General features: G+C 58.6%; 15 protein-coding genes, 2 tRNA genes and 2 rRNA genes. 14 read left to right on the top strand and 5 right to left on the bottom strand.

Annotated elements, in window-relative coordinates; translation table 11 throughout:
- Positions 1–9 precede the first annotated feature (9 nt).
- Genes JNO50_RS17305 through JNO50_RS17290 form a run of 4 tightly spaced genes read left to right on the top strand, consistent with a single transcriptional unit; the run spans position 10 to position 4129 of the window.
- Positions 10–1170 (top strand): DegT/DnrJ/EryC1/StrS family aminotransferase, encoded by a 1161-nt coding sequence (locus tag JNO50_RS17305; RefSeq protein ID WP_189534352.1) that lies wholly within the window; start codon positions 10–12, stop codon positions 1168–1170.
- The gene (locus JNO50_RS17300) at positions 1167–1802 is read left to right on the top strand and encodes a sugar transferase (RefSeq protein WP_189534354.1); all 636 of its coding nucleotides are present in this window, start codon (positions 1167–1169) and stop codon (positions 1800–1802) included. The genes JNO50_RS17305 and JNO50_RS17300 overlap by 4 nt, the downstream gene beginning before the upstream one ends.
- A gap of 2 nt (positions 1803–1804) precedes the next feature.
- On the top strand, positions 1805–3712 hold the full coding sequence (locus JNO50_RS17295) for a polysaccharide biosynthesis protein (protein ID WP_189534356.1): 1908 nt from the start codon (positions 1805–1807) through the stop codon (positions 3710–3712).
- Positions 3713–3745: 33 nt separating this feature from the next.
- Complete coding sequence (locus tag JNO50_RS17290; protein ID WP_189534358.1) at positions 3746–4129, top strand: hypothetical protein; 384 nt, start codon at positions 3746–3748, stop codon at positions 4127–4129.
- Here the strand turns inward: JNO50_RS17290 and JNO50_RS17285 are convergent.
- The 4 genes from JNO50_RS17285 to ubiD form a co-directional block, all read right to left on the bottom strand.
- Positions 4121–4720, bottom strand: a complete 600-nt coding sequence (locus JNO50_RS17285) for a YdcF family protein (RefSeq protein ID WP_189534360.1) — start codon at positions 4718–4720, stop codon at positions 4121–4123. The genes JNO50_RS17290 and JNO50_RS17285 overlap by 9 nt on opposite strands.
- A 36-nt stretch (positions 4721–4756) precedes the next feature.
- The gene (locus JNO50_RS17280; RefSeq protein ID WP_189534362.1) at positions 4757–6160 is read right to left on the bottom strand and encodes a tetratricopeptide repeat protein; all 1404 of its coding nucleotides are present in this window, start codon (positions 6158–6160) and stop codon (positions 4757–4759) included.
- Positions 6161–6227: 67 nt separating this feature from the next.
- Positions 6228–6596 (bottom strand): YggL family protein, encoded by a 369-nt coding sequence (locus JNO50_RS17275; protein WP_189534364.1) that lies wholly within the window; start codon positions 6594–6596, stop codon positions 6228–6230.
- 58 nt (positions 6597–6654) lie between these two features.
- Positions 6655–8130, bottom strand: coding sequence for a 4-hydroxy-3-polyprenylbenzoate decarboxylase (gene ubiD / locus JNO50_RS17270; RefSeq protein WP_189534366.1), 1476 nt, complete (start codon positions 8128–8130; stop codon positions 6655–6657).
- A 149-nt stretch (positions 8131–8279) separates the two neighbouring features.
- Here ubiD and JNO50_RS17265 point away from each other — a divergent pair, with 149 nt between their 5' ends.
- The 6 genes from JNO50_RS17265 to JNO50_RS17240 all read left to right on the top strand — a co-directional run bounded on the left by JNO50_RS17265 (position 8280) and on the right by JNO50_RS17240 (position 14231).
- Positions 8280–8882, top strand: a complete 603-nt coding sequence (locus JNO50_RS17265; protein WP_189534368.1) for an OmpW/AlkL family protein — start codon at positions 8280–8282, stop codon at positions 8880–8882.
- A gap of 97 nt (positions 8883–8979) precedes the next feature.
- Positions 8980–10059, top strand: coding sequence for a PLP-dependent cysteine synthase family protein (locus tag JNO50_RS17260; protein ID WP_189534370.1), 1080 nt, complete (start codon positions 8980–8982; stop codon positions 10057–10059).
- 253 nt (positions 10060–10312) lie between these two features.
- Positions 10313–11398, top strand: coding sequence for an ABC transporter ATP-binding protein (locus tag JNO50_RS17255; protein ID WP_189534371.1), 1086 nt, complete (start codon positions 10313–10315; stop codon positions 11396–11398).
- Between the two features lie 4 nt (positions 11399–11402).
- Positions 11403–12296 (top strand): ABC transporter permease, encoded by an 894-nt coding sequence (locus tag JNO50_RS17250; RefSeq protein ID WP_229804697.1) that lies wholly within the window; start codon positions 11403–11405, stop codon positions 12294–12296.
- Complete coding sequence (locus tag JNO50_RS17245; RefSeq protein WP_189534374.1) at positions 12289–13083, top strand: ABC transporter permease; 795 nt, start codon at positions 12289–12291, stop codon at positions 13081–13083. Before JNO50_RS17250 ends, JNO50_RS17245 begins: the two co-directional genes overlap by 8 nt.
- An 83-nt stretch (positions 13084–13166) precedes the next feature.
- On the top strand, positions 13167–14231 hold the full coding sequence (locus JNO50_RS17240) for an ABC transporter substrate-binding protein (protein WP_189534376.1): 1065 nt from the start codon (positions 13167–13169) through the stop codon (positions 14229–14231).
- 152 nt (positions 14232–14383) lie between these two features.
- Here JNO50_RS17240 and JNO50_RS17235 read toward each other — a convergent pair whose 3' ends face one another.
- Entirely contained in the window at positions 14384–15031 is a 648-nt protein-coding gene (locus tag JNO50_RS17235) for a pyrimidine 5'-nucleotidase (RefSeq protein ID WP_229804700.1), read from the bottom strand.
- 365 nt (positions 15032–15396) lie between these two features.
- Between JNO50_RS17235 and JNO50_RS17230 the strand changes: the two genes are divergently transcribed.
- From JNO50_RS17230 to JNO50_RS17215, 4 genes are all read left to right on the top strand, one after another.
- A 16S ribosomal RNA gene (locus tag JNO50_RS17230) occupies positions 15397–16934 on the top strand.
- Positions 16935–16999: 65 nt separating this feature from the next.
- A tRNA-Ile gene (locus tag JNO50_RS17225) sits at positions 17000–17076 on the top strand.
- A gap of 11 nt (positions 17077–17087) precedes the next feature.
- Positions 17088–17163 (top strand) — tRNA-Ala (locus tag JNO50_RS17220).
- A 228-nt stretch (positions 17164–17391) separates the two neighbouring features.
- Positions 17392–20285: ribosomal RNA gene (locus JNO50_RS17215) — 23S ribosomal RNA — on the top strand.
- Together the 16S and 23S rRNA genes with 2 tRNA genes alongside form the textbook arrangement of a ribosomal RNA operon.
- The last annotated feature ends 3 nt before the right edge of the window (positions 20286–20288 follow it).

Below are 20288 nucleotides of genomic sequence, written 5' to 3'. Positions count from 1 at the left end.
CAAAAGATTATGAGCCAAGAATTTCTGCCGTTCGCCCTTCCCAATATTGGAGAAGAGGAAATCAATGAAGTCGTCAGCGCATTGCGCTCGGGCTGGGTGACCACCGGCCCGAAAACCCGCCAGTTCGAAGCGGACTTCGCCGCTTACCTGGGCGACGGCGTGGAGGCGATCGCCGTCAACTCGGCGACCGCCGGTCTGCACCTCGCGCTCGAGGCGGTCGGTGTGCGGGAGGGCGACGAGGTCATCGTGCCGTCCTACACCTTTACCGCCACGGCCGAAGTCGTGCGCTACCTTGGCGCGCATCCGGTGATCGTCGATATCGATCCGGCCACGTTCAACATCGACCCCGCGGCGATCCGTGCCGCCATCACCGAGAAAACCCGCGCGATCGTGCCGGTGCATTTCGCCGGGCTGGCGTGCGAGATGGACGAGATCCTCGCCATCGCGCGCGAGCACGGCCTCAAGGTCGTCGAGGATGCGGCGCACTCGCTGCCGACCACCTACAAGGGCCGGCGTATCGGCACCCTCGCCAGCGACGTGACGGTATTCAGTTTCTACGCCAACAAGACGATGACCACCGGGGAGGGGGGGATGGTCGTGTCGGCGCATCCGGAGATCATCAAGCGCTGCAAGATCATGCGCCTGCACGGCATCAGCCGCGACGCTTTCGACCGCTATGTGTCCAAGACCCCGGCCTGGTTCTACGAAGTCATCGAACCCGGCTTCAAGTACAACATGCCCGATATCGGCGCGGCCATCGGCATTCACCAATTACGCCGCCTGGGTGGTTTTCATGAAAAGCGTCAGGCGATGGCCGACCGCTATGACCGGGAACTGAGCGATCTGCCGCTGATTCTGCCTCCGCGGCCCGTTCATGCCGGCGACCTGCATTCCTGGCACCTGTATCCGGTTCGTTTGACCGCGGAAGCCGGTATCAAGCGCGACGACTTCATCATCGCCATGTCCGAAAAAGGTATCGGCTGCTCGGTTCACTTCATTCCACTGCATTTGCACCCGGTATGGCGCGACGGATACCAGCTGACTCCCGCGCGGTTCCCGAACGCCCAGGCCGCGTTCGAGGCGGAAGTGACCTTGCCGCTCTATACCCGCATGACCGACCAGGACCAGACCCGCGTGATCGCCGCCGTCCGGGAGATTCTCGGGGCATGAAGTCGGTTGCCGTGACAAAGGCGCGGACCGGTTCCGCGCTCGCCAAGCGCCTCTTTGACCTTGCCGCTTCGGCGGCGGGCTTGCTGGCGCTGTCCCCCCTGCTCATCGCGATCGCGCTGTGGATCCGTCTTGACTCGCCCGGCCCGGTGTTCTTCCGTCAGGTCCGGGTCGGCCGCCATGGGACGCTATTTCGCATCCACAAATTCCGCACCATGCAGCTGATGGCGGAAAGTCAGGGGCAACTGACCGTTGGCACGGATCAGCGCGTGACCGGCGCCGGCCGTTTCCTGCGCAAGTCCAAACTTGACGAGTTGCCGCAATTGCTCGATGTGCTGTTTGGGGACATGAGCCTCGTCGGCCCCCGGCCGGAAGTGCCGCGCTATGTCGCCCATTATCCCGACTCGGTGCGCGATCTGGTGTTGTCGGTGCGCCCGGGCATCACCGACTGGGCCTCGATCCGCATGATCGATGAGAACGAGATCCTCGGACGCGCCGCCGACCCCGAGCGCGCCTATATCGAGGAAATCCTCCCGGAAAAGCTGGACTATTATGTCCGCTACGCGCAGGGACACACCCTGCCGGAAGACATCCGGATCATTTTTGCCACCTTTGCCCGCATCGTGGTGCGCTGACCATGTTCGAGACTCTCCTTTCGTTTTCCCGCCATCACAAGATGGTCTTGCTGATGTTGCTCGACGCGCTGCTGTTGCCGCTGGCGCTGTGGAGCGCCGTGGTGCTGCGTCTGGGCGGAGCCTGGGATCCGCGCCTCAATCCGCACCTGTGGATTTTCGCGGCGATTCCGCTGTGGGTGATTCCGATCTTCATCAAATTGGGTCTGTACCGGGCGGTCATCAAGTACGTGGACGACAAGATCGTCTACACCGTGTTCTATGGCGTGACCCTGGCGGTACTGATCCTGACCGCGGTCATCACCATGAGCCGCAGCGATCCGTTCCCGCGCTCATCGATCGTGATTTTCTGGGTATTCGCCATGGCGTATATCGGCGGCAGCCGTTTCGTGTTGCGCGGGTTCATCCGGCGCATCGACGCTGTGGATGCCCCGCGCGAGCCGGTGCTCATCTACGGGGCGGGGCGCGCCGGCATCCAGTTGATGCTGGCCTTGCAGGCCGGCCGCGAGTACCGCCCGATGGCGTTTGTCGACGACAATCCGTCGCTGTGGCGCAAAACCTTCCGCGGTCTGGCGGTGCACGCTCCCAATGAACTGGCGGTGTTGGTCAAGGAAACCTCCGCCAAGGCCATTCTCGTGGCGCTGCCGTCGGTGAGCCGGGCGCGCCAGCAGGAAATTCTCGAGAGCCTCGAACCGCTGCGCATCCCGATCAAACGTCTGCCCGGCATGGCCGATCTGGTGTCGGGCGAGGTGCGCGTCGAGGAACTCAAGGAAGTGGACATCGAAGATCTCTTGGGGCGAGATCCTGTTCCGCCACGCCCGGCGCTGATGTCCGCCAATATCGAGGACAGGGTTGTGATGGTGACCGGCGCGGGCGGATCGATCGGATCGGAGCTGGTACGCCAGATCGCGCGTTGCCGGCCGCGTCTGCTGGTGTTGTTCGAGTTGTCCGAATACGCGCTCTATGCGATCGACCGCGAACTGGCGGAAACCTGTCCCGATGTCGAACGGGTTGCCTTGCTTGGCTCCGTGACGGATTACGACCGGGTGCTTCAGGCCATGACGGCATTCGGTGTCGAAACGGTTTACCATGCGGCGGCCTACAAACACGTGCCCATGGTCGAACATAACCCGGTTGCCGGTATCCTCAACAACGCGATCGGTACCGATACGACGGCCCGGGCCGCGGAGGCGGCCGGTGTGGCCACCTTTGTGCTGATCTCCACCGACAAGGCGGTGCGTCCGACCAATGTGATGGGCGCGACCAAGCGTCTTGCGGAGTTGTGTTTGCAGATGCGCCATGCCCGCGGCAGCGGCACGCGTTTTGTGATGGTGCGTTTCGGTAATGTGCTGGGATCCTCCGGTTCGGTCGTGCCGCTTTTTAAGCGGCAGATCCAGCAGGGCGGGCCGGTGACGGTGACGCACCCGGATATTACCCGCTATTTCATGACCATTCCCGAGGCCGCCCAACTGGTGATTCAGGCCGGGGCCATGGGGGAAGGCGGCGATGTGTTCGTGCTGGATATGGGTAAACCCGTTCGTATTGCCGATCTTGCCCGGCGGATGATTCATCTGTCCGGGCTTGAGGTGCGCGACGAGTCGTCGCCTCATGGCGATATCGAGATCCGTTACTCGGGTCTGCGTCCCGGAGAAAAACTCTACGAAGAGTTGCTGATCGGCGATAGTGTTTTGCCGACGGAGCACGAGCGGATCATGCGGGCGACGGAGTACCACCTCGACGAGGCGGAGCTGACCGGATTCATGGCGCAATTGCGCGAGGCCTGCGGAAAACTCGATGCCGAACAGGCGTTCGCGCTGATGCAGCAGGTCGTGCATGAATTCAAGGGCGAGAAGTCGACGTGCGACTGGATCGTACGGCGCGGGCTTGCCGGCGGGTTGGTTAGCGGCCTATAGTCTTCATTGTGCGCTGCACAATAGGAGGCTTCCATGTCATATGTCCGTGCCTGGGTTGCCTGCGGTTCGCTGCCGGTCATGGCCAGCTTTGCCATGATGCGCAGCCTGCAGGCCTATTGGCGCTCGCAATGCTTCTACGCCGGCCGGGTGCTGGCCGGGCCGGCCGCCTTGCCGGACAAGGTCGAGCGGCTTGGCCGGCGTTTGCGCGCCGATACGCTGGCATTGTTGCATGACAGCAACGATGCCCAGTTCATTCTGTGCGGCCAAGTGCTGGAAACGGTGCGCGGGATCGCGCCCTTTGATGATTACACCCGTATCGCCTGCGACTGGAACATGCGCAGCCGCTCGGCCTGCCTTGACGGCTGGGTGGCGCTGGGGCGCGAAGGCCGGGAGCGTGGCCTTATCGGGTCAGGATAGCGTCCGGAAAATCCGGTAGCCGGTGTAGAGCCAGGTTTCGCGCAGCAGGAATGAGCATTTCGCGCCAAAGGTGCGAAATCGTGTGGAGTCGGTGGGGGAGGGGTGGGCGTTCAGGCCGAGATCCCGTGCCATCAGTACCGCGCGGCGCATGTGCCAGGGGTCGCTGACCAGCAGATAACGATGGATGCCGAAAGGTTCGGCGAGCTTGCGGGCGTTTTCCAGATTGCCCCAGGTGGTGCGGGACTCGGTTTCCGCCAGCATCGCGGTCATCGGAACACCGGCCTTGAGTGCGTAGCTGCGTCCCACCTCGGCCTCCGACGGGTAGCCCGGCACGGGCGTCCCCCCAGTGAACACAATCCAGCGGACTCTCCCGGAGCGATAGAGCTCCACCGCGTGACGGATACGTTCGCGGAACACCGGCGAAGGTTTGTCGCCCCATGCCGCGGCGCCCAGTACCAGGGCCGCATCGGCCATTTCCCCGTCATCGGTGGAACCGTAGTCGACGATGCCCCAGGCCACCGTCCCCATGCCGACTGCCAGCAGGAAAACGGCGCACAGAAAACCCCGGAACATCAGTCGCAAATAAGGCATCGGTCATCGGTTCACTAATGAATCGGCCATTATAGGTCAATTCCCGGATATTGCATTCTGACTTGCCTCATGAAGGCGGCGATGAACCTCAGCTATGACACTTTGCCAGTCAGCGGAAACCGGCTGCCGGATCACTGTCATCGCCGGATACCAGGAGAAGGTTTCTCCGTCGGCCGGAAACAGGTTGCCGCCGGCAAAGCGCATCAGCGTGAATGTTCTGATGCCCATCGCGGCGGACAGATGGGCGACGACGGTGTCAACGCTGACGACCAGATCGAGCTGGCGGATGATGGCAGCGCTATCGGCAAGATCGCCGATGAATTCCGTCGGGTCGGCAATCTCGAGACCTTGTTCCCGCAGCACGCTTTGGCCTTGGTATTGCAATGAGACCCAATCGACGCCATCGAACGAGAGAAGCTGAGTCAGCGCGGCGGCGTCCAGGCTGCGCGATTCCTGCTCCCTGTCTGGCAGAAGCGGCACGCCGGCGTTGCCGGACGTCCAGACGATGCCGACACGTAATCGTCCGGCGCGGCGTTCCGGCAACCGGACAAGGCCGTTCTCCCATTCCGGCAGGGCGCGAAGATAGGGGCCGGATGGCACCGGCGCGCGGTTCTGGCTGATCCACAGCCAGGGAATCGTCATGATGGGCAGGTGAAAATCCGCGCTGCCCGGAGCCGGGGGCGTATCCGCGTCGACGATGTCCACGTCAAGTTGCGCGAGAAGCCGCGAGAGCGGGGCGGGAACGGACAACTGCAGTACGGCATCAGGGTGGCATTGGGCAAGCGCCGGCAAAAAGCGCGCCATCTGGATGGTGTCGCCGAGGCCTTGCTCCGACCATAGGTGCAACGTCTTGCCGTCAAGCGGTTCGCCGCGCCATTCGGGCGCGACCGCGTCAAAAGGCCGGCGTCTTGCCGCCAGTCCCGGCAGTTGCCAGCGATCCTGGTAACGTTCCCATCCTTCGCGGCGAGAGCCGGTTTGCAACAGGGCAACGGCCAGCGTGAATGCGGCTTCCGGCGGGCAGCCGGGAAGGGCCTGGGCGTGGCGAAGGCAATCGATGGCGGCTTCGAAACGGTTGGCCATCTTGTGGACGAGTCCCAGATTGTTCCACAGAACAGGATTGTCGGGGCTCAGGGCCAGGGCGGCCTTGAAACACTGCTCCGCGCGGCCGGTGTCTTCGGCCTCCCGGTAGAGGTTGCCAAGATTGCCGAGCGCATCGACATAACCGGGATTCAGGGCCAGGGCTTCATGCAAGCATTGCTCCGCCAGCGTCCGCTCACCGAGCTGGCGCAGCAGGACGGCAAGATTGTTGCGCACTTCGGGCGAGTCCGGCAGGCATTCGAGCGCGCGAAAGTACTGGTCGAGGGCCAGATCGTAGCGGCCTTCGCCGAACAGCCGGTTCGCCTCCCGAAAACAGTGTGTTCCCTCGCGTTCTCGCTTCATCGGTCGGTATCCATGAAAAACGGGAGCGAGGCTCCCGTTGGCTCAGTCATGAGGCGGTCGGTCCGTGTCAGGCCGTGTGCCACAGGTCGATCAATTCGCCGGCTTCGACGCTGTCGATCTCGGCGCGCGCATCAAGCCAGTTTACCAGCGAGGCACGCAGGTCGTCGGTGATTTTGACGCCTCCCACCGGAAAAACCACGCCTTCGAGCCGGCTTGCGCCATCGAAGTGGCCGCCGAAGCTGACATCGGCGGCATCCACCGCGGTCAGCCAGCCGTCCAGCAGCGCGTCCTGCACGTCGGCGCCCAGTCCTTCCTTGAACGTGGCGATCACGTGAAAGCCCAGCTCGCAGAATTCACCGACACGCATTTTCTTGCGCTGGCGGGTGTTCAGACGCTTGAGGCGCTGAGCGGAATTGGGATTGTTGCGTTGAGTCATGTCGGCTCCAGTACCAAAAACCGGTGATGATAGCAGGTCGGCCCGATTGCCGCCCGCATTACAGGCCAAGCTCTTTCCACATCGCGTCCACATTGCGGCGCACCGCATCGTCCATGACGATGGGGGTGCCCCACTCGCGCGATGTCTCGCCCGGCAGCTTGTTGGTCGCATCCAGCCCCATCTTGCCGCCAAGGCCTGAGACAGGACTGGCGAAATCCAGATAGTCGATGGGAGTATTGTCGATCAGTACGGTGTCGCGCACCGGATCCATGCGGGTTGTGATGGCCCAGATCACTTCTTTCCAGTTCCGGGCATCGATGTCATCGTCGACCACCACGATGAATTTGGTATACATGAATTGGCGCAGAAAACTCCAGCATCCCATCATCACGCGTCGTGCGTGCCCAGGGTATTGCTTGCGGATGGAGACCACCGCCATGCGGTAGCTGCAGCCCTCCGGCGGCAGATAAAAATCGGTGATTTCCGGGAACTGCTTTTGCAGGATCGGAACGAATACCTCGTTGAGCGCGACGCCGAGAATCGCTGGCTCATCGGGAGGTTTGCCCGTGTAGGTACTATGATAAATGGGGTTTTCCCGCTGGGTGATGCGGTCTATGGTCAGAACCGGGAAGCGATCCTGCTCGTTGTAGTAGCCGGTATGGTCTCCATAGGGGCCTTCTAGCGCCATGTCGTCCGGATGAATGTGGCCCTCAAGCACGATTTCCGCACGCGCCGGCACCTGCAGATCCGATCCGATGCAGCGGGCCAGCTCCGTGCGGCCGCCGCGCAGCAATCCGGCGAACTGGTATTCCGACAGCGTGTCGGGCACCGGCGTGACCGCGCCCAGGATGGTGGCCGGATCACAACCGAGCACCACGGCCACCGGATACGGCGTGGCGGGATTCTGCTGGCGGAATTCCCGGTAGTCGAGCGCTCCGCCGCGATGCGCGAGCCAGCGCATGATGACACGGTTGCGGCCGATAACCTGCTGGCGGTAGATGCCAAGATTCTGGCGCTTTTTGTGCGGACCTCGCGTAACGGTGAGCCCCCAGGTGATCAGCGGAGCGACATCGCCCGGCCAGCAGTGCTGGATGGGCAAGCGCGCCAGATCGACGTCGTTCCCTTCCAGCACGATTTCCTGGCAGGGGGGGCGCGACACGATCTTCGGCGCCATGGACAGCACCTGCTTGAGCAGGGGCAGTTTGTCCCAGGCGTCTTTCCAGCCGCGCGGGGGCTCGGGTTCTTTCAGATAGGCCAGAAGCCGGCCGATTTCCCTCAGGGCGGCGGGGGAGTCGGCGCCCATTCCCATGGCGACCCGCCGCGGAGTGCCGAACAAATTGGTCAGGACAGGGTAGTCGAAGCGTTCGCCATCGCGGTGAGGAGCCTCGAACAGCAGGGCCGGTCCTTCGGCCCGCAGCACGCGGTCTCCGACTTCGGTCATTTCCAGGTGAACGGATACCGGATGGGTGATCCGTTTGAGTTCGCCCGATTGTTCCAGGCGAGCGACAAAGTCGCGTAAATCGGAGTATTTCATGACTTATACATGATCTGGCGCAAAGTTTTTATGTCAGGCTATCACTAACCTTGGCAACTGATGTCGCACGCTACTGCCGGTCCGAGAGAAAGTCAATGATGGCTCAACGGGCGGCGACTAGCTCAAATTCAAACGCTGGAGAACCTTACATGAAAAAGCTTGTTTTCGCTGTTATGGCCGGTCTGCTGTCCGCTGGTGCTTTCGCTGACCAGGGCGATATCCTGGCGCGTTTCCGCGTGATCAACGTCAACCCGGACGTGTCCAAAGACGGCGCGCTGTCGACACTGAAGACCGATGTGAAGGATGCGACGGTTCCCGAAGTCGACTTCACCTACATGATCACCAACAACATCGGCGCCGAGCTGATTCTGGGCACCTCCCGCCATGAAGTCACGGTAAACAGCGGCCGCACCTCGCTGGGCAAAGTTTCCGTTCTGCCCCCGACGCTGACCCTGCAGTACCACTTCAATCCGCAAGGTGACTTCCGTCCGTATGTGGGCGCAGGTATCAACTATACCCGTTTCTACAGCAATGACCTGAAGGTCGGCGATCAGAAGCTGGATCTGAAGAACAACAGCTATGGTCCGGCGCTGCAAGTCGGCTTCGACTATGCGATCAACAAGAGCTGGTACATCAACGTCGATGTTAAGAAAGTCGACATCAAGACCGACGTTAAGCTCAATGGCACCAAGCTGGGCGAGCTGAAGATCAACCCGTGGATCTACGGTATCGGTTTCGGCACCAAGTTCTGATTCCTGTTGTCCGGAACGATAGAAAGAACGCACCCCGCGCGGGGTGCGTTTTTTATTGGGACGGGTACAATGGATCCCAATGGAATCAGGAGGTGCTATGAATCATTGGGTATCAGACGCTATCCGCAAGATCGAAGCCGATTTTAACCGCTCCAGCGACACACACCTGATCCCTTTGCCGCTTCCGGCATTTCCCGCCATCCAGCTGTATTTCAAGGATGAGTCGACGCATCCGACCGGCAGTCTCAAGCATCGTCTGGCGCGCTCCCTGTTTCTGTACGCCCTGTGCAACGGCTGGATTCGCGAAGGCTGCGCCATTATCGAAGCCTCCAGCGGCAGTACCGCCGTATCCGAAGCCTATTTCGCCCGTCTGCTCGGCTTGCCGTTCATCGCGGTCATGCCGCGCGGCACCTCCGGGGAGAAAATCCGGGCTATCGAATTTTACGGTGGCCGTTGTCATCTGGTCGACGATCCGGCCCTTATCTATGAGGAATCAAGGCGTCTTGCGCTCGAACTGGGCGGGCACTACATGGATCAGTTCACCTATGCCGAACGGGCCACCGATTGGCGTGGAAACAACAATATCGCCGATACCATTTTCCGGCAGATGGCTCTGGAGCCGCATCCGGTACCCGACTGGATCGTCTGTGGCGCCGGGACGGGGGGGACGTCGGCCACGTTTGGGCGTTATGTGCGTTATCAGCGGCTGGGCACCCGGATTTGTGTTGTGGATCCGGAAAATTCGGTGTTTTACGACTGCTTTCATGCCGGAGCCACCGACTGCCGTTGTGAAGGCGGGTCGGGCGTGGAAGGTATCGGCCGCCCGCGGGTGGAGCCATCCTTCATTCCTTCCGTGATCGATGATGTTGTGCGTGTGCCCAATACGGCCAGCTACGCGGCCATTCATTTTCTGGAAGAGGTGCTCGGCCGCAAGTGCGGTGGCTCGACCGGGACCAACTTTGCCGGGGTATGCCAGGTCATCGCCAGAATGGCGAAAGAGGGCAAGGAAGGGTCGGTTGTCACGTTGCTGTGCGATGATGGAAACCGCTACCTGAACAGTTATTACGACAGAAACTGGCTACAGAAGAATGGCCATGATATCGATGCGTGGATACCGCGTTTTCGTGCGTTTTTCTATCAAGGGCACTGGGGAACGTGTGATACGACGCACAAATAAACAGTAAAAACGTCAAGTGTTGCCAAAAAGCATCGTTTTTTTCAGAAAAAAATACATTTGTTGCACGACGGGATTTCTGAAGGGGCAATAGGTTTCTTCAACGAAAATAGCGACTTATCGGCCCGGAGGGGAAAATGGGGGCGATGGGAGGGGCGGATCGCCTGAGTCCTTGAATTGACTAGGGATTTTGGGGTTTCCCATCGTTTGATTTTTGTTACAATGGCGCCCTTTTTACTGGGCGGGGAAGAACGCAATGTCTCTTCTTGAAATCAAGAATGTTGTTAAACGGTTCGGCGACTATACCGCCGTCAACAACGTCAGCCTGAACGTGGAAGCTGGCGAATTTTTCACATTACTGGGGCCTTCCGGGTGTGGAAAGACGACTCTTCTGAGGATGCTCGCCGGTTTCGAGCAGCCCGATGAAGGCCAGATTCTGCTCGACGGCCAGGACATGTCGCGCGTTCCCCCCGAGAAGCGCCCGGTCCATACCGTGTTCCAGAGCTATGCGCTGTTCCCGCACATGACGGTCCGCGACAATATCGCGTTTCCGCTGAAAATGGCCGGCTGGGACAAGGCGCGTATCGGCAGCCAGGTGGAGGAATTGCTGGAAGATGTCCGCCTGACGGCCTTCGGCGATCGCTTTCCCCATGAACTGTCCGGCGGCCAGCGGCAGCGTGTGGCCATCGCCCGCGCGCTGGTCGATCGCCCGCGTCTGCTGTTGCTTGACGAACCGCTCTCCGCGCTCGACGCGAAACTGCGCGAGGAAATGCAGATCGAACTGATCAATCTGCAAAAGGAAGTGGGCATCACCTTCGTTTACGTGACCCACGATCAGGGCGAGGCGCTGGCGCTGTCGCACCGCATCGCGGTGATGAGCCAGGGGCAGGTCGAGCAGCTTGATATCCCGGAAAAGATCTACGGATTCCCGAAAAACCGTTTCGTGGCGGATTTCATCGGACAGTGCAACGTGCTCGAGGGTACGGTGACAGGCGTGTCCGGCGATATCATGACGGTCGAAATAAAGGGCTGCGGCGAAGTGCGTTGCCAGAGCACGCCCGGCGCTCGCGAAGGACAGCAGGGCTGGCTTGCGCTACGCCCGGAAAAAGTCCGCCTCGACAAGGAACTGACCGCTTTGCCGGAAGAGGCCCATTTCAAGGGCAAGGTGCACGACTGCCTCTATCTGGGCGACGTCACCATCTACGTGGTCGAAGTCGCCGAGGGAGTCATGGTCGAAACCATGCTGCCCAACAGCATTCCGGGGGTCGCCAAGTTCTTTGACGACAATGACGTGGTCGAGATCGCCTGGCGCTATGACGCAGGCAGCTTCCTGACGGAGTAAAGGCATGATGCTGCGTGACCGTATCGGCAAGTGGGTGCTGTCCTGGCCTCCGCTGATCTATCTTCTGGTTTTCTTTTTGGTCCCGACGCTGATCATGGCGTTCGCCGCGTTCCGCTATCCGGGCGATTACGGCGGCCTGGCGCCGATCTTCCTGGAGGAGGATGGCAAGCGCATCCTCAACCTGACCCTGGAAAACTTCCATCGTCTGGTCGAAGAGCCGCTTTACATCGAGCTTTTCATCAAGTCGGCGGGCTATGCGCTGTTGACCACGGCAGTCTGCATCCTGATGGGATACCCGCTGGCGTGGCTCATCGCGCGCAGCGGCAAGCGTTATCGCGATCTGCTGCTGTTGATGGTGATTCTGCCGTTCTGGTCGAATTTTCTGATTCGCATTTATGCCTGGATGATCATTCTCGGGCCCCAGTCGGCATTCAGTCATGCCGTGAACATGGTGCTGGGAGTGTTTGGTATCGCTCCGGTCCGGCTGCTGTTTACGCCGTTCGCCGTGATCGTGGGCCTCGTGTATGTGCATCTGCCGTTCATGGTTTTGCCGCTTTACGCCAACCTTGAAAAGCATGACATGTCGTTGCTGGACGCCGCCCAGGATCTGGGGGCAAACGCCTGGCAGCGTTTCTGGCGCATTACCTGGCCGCTCTCCTTGCCGGGCGTATTCGCCGGTTCCGCGCTGGTGTTCATCCCCGCGCTTGGCATGTTCGCCATTCCCGATATTCTGGGGGGGACCGATTCGATCATGATCGGCAACCTGATCAAACAGCAGATTCTCGATACGCGCGACTGGCCGTTCGGGTCGGTGCTGTCTCTGATGTTGACCGGCGGCGTATTGGGCATTGCCGTGATCGGTTCGCTGGTAGCCCGGGGAGGAAAGAAACGTGGCTAAGAAACAATCGCGCTGGTTGTGGGCATCGGCGAGCCTGACGTATCTGTTCCTGTACCTGCCGCTGGTGATTGTCGTTGTGTTTTCCTTCAACGACTCGAAACTCAATGCGGAATGGGTAGGTTTTACGTTCAAGTGGTATCACCAGTTATTCGCCAACGACAAGATGCTTACCGCCGCCGGCAACTCGCTGGTTATCGCGCTGCTGGCTAGCGTGGCGGCGACACTGCTTGGCACATTGGCCGGTATTGCCCTGCATCGTTACAAGTTGCGCCTTTTGCCGTTCCTGGTGCTGACGCCGATCGCGATTCCCGAGTTGCTGATGGGGGTGAGCCTGGTGATTTTCTTTGTGCTGGTGAATCAGTTGATCGGCATTCTGGAGCTTGGCCTGCTCACGATCCTGCTGTCGCATATCGCTTTCTGTGTCGGTTTCGTTGCCATCGTGGTGCGGGCGCGCATGCAAGGTATGGATGACAGTCTGGTCGAGGCCGCCCGCGATCTGGGCGCGACACCATTTCAGGCCTTCAGGCTCGTGACCTTGCCGTTGCTCAAACCCGGCATCATCGCCGGCGCGCTGATGGCGTTCACACTGTCCATCGACGATTTCGTGATCACCTTTTTCACCGCCGGCGCCGGGGCCTCCACCCTGCCGCTGGAGATCTATTCGATGATCAAGATCGCCGTGACGCCGGAGGTCAATGCGGTCTCTTCCTTGCTGATGCTTCTCACTCTTGCCCTGATCGTCATCGCGTCCCGCGTGTCGCCATCGGCGCTGCGGGCCAAGGGCTAGCGTCCGGAAGGGCGGCGTCGCTTCGGCAACGTCGCCCTTCTTTTTCATGTCGTACCATAACTACATACCATTAGAGGATTACCATGAAGAAGCTTATTCTTGCGCTTGCCCTGATGGCGACTGGCCAAGCCTTCGCCGGCGACGAGCTGCATCTGTACAACTGGAATAACTATCTGTCCGACGAAACCGCCAAGCGTTTCGAAGCTTACTGCAAATGCAAGCTTGTCCAGGACTTCTATGGCGACAATGAGGAAATGCTGGCCAAGCTGGCGGCTGGCGCCAAAGGGTATGATCTTGTCGTCCCCACAGGCTTTGCCGTACAGACCCTGATCGGCCAAGGCAAAGCCATGAAGCTGGACAAGGCCCAGTTGCCCAATCTCAAGAACATGAATCCGGGGTATATGGGCGGCTTCTATGACAAGGCCAATGATTTTTCCATTCCCTACGCGTTCACGACCACCCTGCTCGGGTATAACGAAACCCGACTGAAAGAGCTGGGGGTTCTGGACAAGAACAACAGCTGGGCACTGATTTTCGATCCCGCCGTGCTCGCCAAAATCAAGGGCAAGGTCACGGTGCTCGACTCTCAGCGCGAACTGATGTCCGCGGCCCTGATGTATCTGGGCAAGTCCGCGAACTCCACGAATCCCGCCGACTGGAAAGCCGCGCGGGACGTGATCCTGAAAGCCAAGCCGTTCTGGGCGGCGTTCAATAACCAGTCCTATATCAAGGAACTGACGGTCGGCAACATCGTGGTGGCTTTCGGTTACTCCAACGATATGTACCAGGCGCAACAGGACGCTAAGAAAGCGGGACGCAAGTTCGCCCTCAACTTCCATTTGCAAAAGGAAGGCAACACCCTGTCCGTGGATAATTTTGTTCTGCTCAAGGATGCTCCGCGGAAGGATCTTGCCTATAAATTCATCAATTTCATGATGGACGGGAAGAATGCGGCGGGGGTTTCCAATGACATGGGCTCCGGCAATCCGAACAAGGCGGCCATGCAGTTCATCAAGCCTGATCTGGTGAAGAATGCCGCTGTGTTCCCGGGCAAGGAGGACTTGCCGCGTCTGCAGCAACTGCAGGATCTGAACGCCAAACAGCGCCGTGATCTGAACCGGGTGTGGTCCGAGATCAAGCTCAAGTAATCATCCTGTCGCTGTTTCCCGCATGCCCCGGCGAAGTTCACCGGGGCATGTCTTTATATATGGACGAGCGGTGTGGTGCCGCCACCTGTCTTCTCAGGCGTCCCGCTATTCGCCGATCAAGCGGGATCTTTCCCGGGCCGGTTTTTTGTGTCCTAGGAACGACACAAAGGCAGGAAGGGCAGGCGGAGCAATTCGGACACATCCCTGATGCGATAGTCGACACAGGAAGGCCGCCGGGTTTCGGAAGAGATCCAGACGGTTTTCATGCCGAGCTTTCGCGCGGTGCGCAAGTTGTCCAGGCTGTCCTCCACCATGACGCAGCGGCGGGGGTCGAGTTTTTCCTGGCCGAGCACGCGCAAGAACGCGCGGGCATCCGGCTTGGTGATGTAGTTCACGCGCTCAATGCCGTACATATCCTCGAAGTGTCTTTCGAAGCCCATGCGCTGCGCGACACGCTCGATATAGGCCTGAGGGCCATTGGACAACATCAGCTTGCGGCCGGGTAATCGGGCAAGGACGCGCGCCGACTCGCTCTGGATGACGAGTTCCGGCTCCAGTGCGCTGAGCGGATGGGTTTCTTCGAGAAAGGTCGCCGGGTCGACGTGGTGATGCAGTGCCATGCCGCGGAGGGTGGCGCCGTAATGCTGATAATAGTATTGGCGCAGTGCATTGGCCGAGTCGGCGTCCAGGCCAAGATGTCGCATGATGTAGCCGAGCATCAACTGGTTGATGCGCGGAAATACGCCATGACTCGCATTATGCAGGGTGTTGTCGAGGTCGAATATCCAGGTCAGGTGCAATCGTGGCTCCGCAAATCGGCAAAAAGCGCCATTATCCGCCGGTTTTTCTGGCGGATAAATCCTCACCGCAGGGTTTTTGCGAAGTGGCATCGAAGATCGAATCGGGAACAGAGTAAATTGGATTTGTTGAAATTCAACGGGTTAGCGATTTTGTTGGATTTTAGGGCGTGAAAGTGTTGACGGGCGTGGGTTGGGGGGGTATAGTTCGCTTCCTCTGCTGCAGCGAAGAGCGCGGCGCCGATCTTTAATAATGCGAATAACCGATAGGTGTGAGTGTTTGGCGAAGCCGACACTTGCACGGCAAGACAGAAATGAACCTGGTTTTGTTTCTTTGATCTTGCGTGCCAGAAGTAAAGTTAGCGATTGAACTGAAGAGTTTGATCCTGGCTCAGATTGAACGCTGGCGGCATGCTTTACACATGCAAGTCGAACGGCAGCACAGGAGCTTGCTCCGGGTGGCGAGTGGCGAACGGGTGAGTAATGCGTCGGAACGTGCCGGGTAATGGGGGATAACGCAGCGAAAGTTGTGCTAATACCGCATACGCTCTGAGGAGGAAAGCGGGGGACCTTCGGGCCTCGCGTTATCCGAGCGGCCGACGTCTGATTAGCTAGTTGGGGGGGTAAAGGCCCACCAAGGCGACGATCAGTAGCGGGTCTGAGAGGATGATCCGCCACACTGGGACTGAGACACGGCCCAGACTCCTACGGGAGGCAGCAGTGGGGAATTTTGGACAATGGGGGCAACCCTGATCCAGCCATGCCGCGTGTCTGAAGAAGGCCTTCGGGTTGTAAAGGACTTTTGTCGGGGAGCAAATCCTGCCTGTGAATAGCGGGTGGGGATGAGAGTACCTGAAGAATAAGCACCGGCTAACTACGTGCCAGCAGCCGCGGTAATACGTAGGGTGCAAGCGTTAATCGGAATTACTGGGCGTAAAGCGTGCGCAGGCGGTTGGACAAGCTTGATGTGAAAGCCCCGGGCTTAACCTGGGAACGGCATTGAGGACTGTTCAGCTAGAGTACGTCAGAGGGGGGTAGAATTCCACGTGTAGCAGTGAAATGCGTAGAGATGTGGAGGAATACCGATGGCGAAGGCAGCCCCCTGGGATGATACTGACGCTCATGCACGAAAGCGTGGGGAGCAAACAGGATTAGATACCCTGGTAGTCCACGCCCTAAACGATGTCAATTAGCTGTTGGGGGTTTGAATCCTTGGTAGCGTAGCTAACGCGTGAAATTGACCGCCTGGGGAGTACGGCCGCAAGGTTAAAACTCAAAGGAATTGACGGGGACCCGCACAAGCGGTGGATGATGTGGATTAATTCGATGCAACGCGAAGAACCTTACCTGCTCTTGACATGCCAGGAACGCTGCTGAGAGGCGGCGGTGCCCGAAAGGGAGCCTGGACACAGGTGCTGCATGGCTGTCGTCAGCTCGTGTCGTGAGATGTTGGGTTAAGTCCCGCAACGAGCGCAACCCTTGTCATTAGTTGCCATCATTAAGTTGGGCACTCTAATGAGACTGCCGGTGACAAACCGGAGGAAGGTGGGGATGACGTCAAGTCCTCATGGCCCTTATGAGCAGGGCTTCACACGTCATACAATGGTCGGTACAGAGGGTCGCGAAGCCGCGAGGTGGAGCCAATCTCATAAAGCCGATCGTAGTCCGGATCGCACTCTGCAACTCGAGTGCGTGAAGTCGGAATCGCTAGTAATCGCAGATCAGCATGCTGCGGTGAATACGTTCCCGGGTCTTGTACACACCGCCCGTCACACCATGGGAGTGGGGGATACCAGAAGTGGGTAGGCTAACCGCAAGGAGGCCGCTTACCACGGTATGCTTCATGACTGGGGTGAAGTCGTAACAAGGTAGCCGTAGGGGAACCTGCGGCTGGATCACCTCCTTTCTAGAGAATGGCGACGTCAAGCGCTCACAACCTATCGGTTATTCGGAAGTTGGCAAGTAGAGACTGGGTTTGTAGCTCAGCCGGTTAGAGCACCGTCTTGATAAGGCGGGGGTCGTTGGTTCGAGTCCAACCAGACCCACCAGGACTCTGAAGGGGGGCATAGCTCAGTTGGGAGAGCACCTGCTTTGCAAGCAGGGGGTCGTCGGTTCGATCCCGTCTGCCTCCACCACAGTGCAAATCAAAGAGGATGGGAAGGGATCCGTCGTTTTTGATTTGCGTTGTAGCCAACGCGTTGATCTTTAACAAATTGAGAAGCTGATATGTAAAGTTCACCGATCCGGAGGAATCCGGGTGGGTGCGACTTGGGTAGATGATTGTATCGACGTGACGGTCTTGAAGGGGATCGTGACGTGTCGCGAAACTGGAGTCTGGGTGGTTTAGGCTGTTCAGATGATAGGGTCAAGCGATTAAGTGCATCTGGTGGATGCCTTGGCGATCACAGGCGATGAAGGACGTGCAAGCCTGCGAAAAGCGTGGGGGAGTTGGCAATGGAACATTGATCCCACGATGTCCGAATGGGGAAACCCGGCCCTTAGGGGTCATCCCTTCCTGAATATATAGGGAAGGCGAAGCGAACGCGGAGAACTGAAACATCTAAGTACCCGCAGGAAAAGAAATCAACCGAGATTCCGCCAGTAGTGGCGAGCGAAAGCGGAATAGCCTGTACGAGATAGTCGCGGCGTTAGTGGAAGGCTCTGGAAAGGGCGGCCATAGTGGGTGATAGCCCCGTACACGAAAACGTGGCGATGAGACTAGGCGTACGAGAAGTAGGGCGGGACACGCGAAATCCTGTCTGAAGATGGGGGGACCATCCTCCAAGGCTAAATACTCGTGATCGACCGATAGTGAACCAGTACCGTGAGGGAAAGGCGAAAAGAACCCCGGGAGGGGAGTGAAATAGAACCTGAAACCGGATGCATACAAACAGTGGGAGCCCTTGAAAAATGGGGTGACTGCGTACCTTTTGTATAATGGGTCAGCGACTTACGTTCAGTAGCGAGCTTAACCGAATAGGGGAGGCGTAGGGAAACCGAGTCCGAACAGGGCGACTGAGTTGCTGGGCGTAGACCCGAAACCGAGTGATCTATCCATGGCCAGGATGAAGGTGCGGTAACACGCACTGGAGGTCCGAACCCACTAGTGTTGCAAAACTAGGGGATGAGCTGTGGATAGGGGTGAAAGGCTAAACAAACTCGGAGATAGCTGGTTCTCCCCGAAAACTATTTAGGTAGTGCCTCATGTATCACTTCCGGGGGTAAAGCACTGTTATGGCTAGGGGGTCATTGCGACTTACCAAACCATGGCAAACTCTGAATACCGGAAAGTGCGAGCATGGGAGACAGACGGTGGGTGCTAACGTCCATCGTCAAGAGGGAAACAACCCAGACCGCCAGCTAAGGTCCCAAATGATAAGCTAAGTGGTAAACGAGGTGGGAAGGCACAGACAGCCAGGATGTTGGCTTAGAAGCAGCCATCATTTAAAGAAAGCGTAATAGCTCACTGGTCGAGTCGTCCTGCGCGGAAGATGTAACGGGGCTCAAGCTTATAACCGAAGCTGCGGATGTGACTTAGGTCACGTGGTAGGGGAGCGTTCTGTAGGTCTGTGAAGGTGTCCTGAGAGGGATGCTGGAGATATCAGAAGTGCGAATGCTGACATGAGTAGCGATAAAGCGGGTGAAAAGCCCGCTCGCCGAAAGCCCAAGGTTTCCTACGCAACGTTCATCGGCGTAGGGTGAGTCGGCCCCTAAGGCGAGGCAGAAATGCGTAGTCGATGGGAAACGGGTCAATATTCCCGTACTTTTGCAAGGTGCGATGTGGGGACGGAGAAGGTTAGGTCAGCGGCCTGTTGGAATAGGTCGTTCAAGCTGGTAGACGGGCGTGGCAGGCAAATCCGCCGCGCTGTTAACGTCGAGAGGTGATAACGAGGGTCTACGGACCTGAAGTGACTGATACCCCGCTTCCAGGAAAAGCCACTAAGCTTCAGCCTTGCAAAAACCGTACCGCAAACCGACACAGGTGGGCAGGATGAAAATTCCAAGGCGCTTGAGAGAACTCAGGAGAAGGAACTCGGCAAATTGATACCGTAACTTCGGGAGAAGGTATGCCCCGGTAGATTGTAGAGCCTCGCGCTCGAAGGTCGAAGGGGTCGCAGAGAATCGGTGGCTGCGACTGTTTATCAAAAACACAGCACTGTGCCAACACGAAAGTGGACGTATACGGTGTGACGCCTGCCCGGTGCCGGAAGGTTAAGTGATGGGGTGCAAGCTCTTGATCGAAGCCCCGGTAAACGGCGGCCGTAACTATAACGGTCCTAAGGTAGCGAAATTCCTTGTCGGGTAAGTTCCGACCCGCACGAATGGCGTAACGATGGCCACACTGTCTCCTCCTGAGACTCAGCGAAGTTGAAATGTTTGTGAAGATGCAATCTCCCCGCTGCTAGACGGAAAGACCCCGTGAACCTTTACTGTAGCTTTGCATTGGACTTTGAACAGACTTGTGTAGGATAGGTGGGAGGCTGGGAAGTGTGGACGCCAGTTCGCATGGAGCCGCCCTTGAAATACCACCCTGGTGTGTTTGAGGTTCTAACCTTGGTCCGTGATCCGGATTGGGGACAGTGCATGGTAGGCAGTTTGACTGGGGCGGTCTCCTCCCAAAGTGTAACGGAGGAGTTCGAAGGTCACCTAGGTACGGTCGGAAATCGTGCTGATAGTGCAATGGCAAAAGGTGGCTTGACTGCGAGACCGACAAGTCGAGCAGGTGCGAAAGCAGGACATAGTGATCCGGTGGTTCTGAATGGAAGGGCCATCGCTCAACGGATAAAAGGTACTCCGGGGATAACAGGCTGATTCCGCCCAAGAGTTCACATCGACGGCGGAGTTTGGCACCTCGATGTCGGCTCATCACATCCTGGGGCTGTAGCCGGTCCCAAGGGTATGGCTGTTCGCCATTTAAAGTGGTACGTGAGCTGGGTTCAAAACGTCGTGAGACAGTTTGGTCCCTATCTGCAGTGGGCGTTGGAAGTTTGACGGGGGCTGCTCCTAGTACGAGAGGACCGGAGTGGACGAACCTCTGGTGTACCGGTTGTCACGCCAGTGGCATTGCCGGGTAGCTAAGTTTGGAAGAGATAACCGCTGAAAGCATCTAAGCGGGAAACTCGCCTGAAGATGAGACTTCCCTGGAGGCTTGACCTCCCTGAAGAGTCGTTCGAGACCAGGACGTTGATAGGTCGGGTGTGGAAGCGCTGTGAGGCGTTAAGCTAACCGATACTAATGGCTCGTGAGGCTTGATCCTATC

The organism is Paludibacterium paludis (assembly GCF_018802605.1).
Classification (GTDB): domain Bacteria; phylum Pseudomonadota; class Gammaproteobacteria; order Burkholderiales; family Chromobacteriaceae; genus Paludibacterium; species Paludibacterium paludis.
Note: the sequence above shows the minus strand (reverse complement) of the source record. Positions and strands in the feature narration are given on the sequence as shown.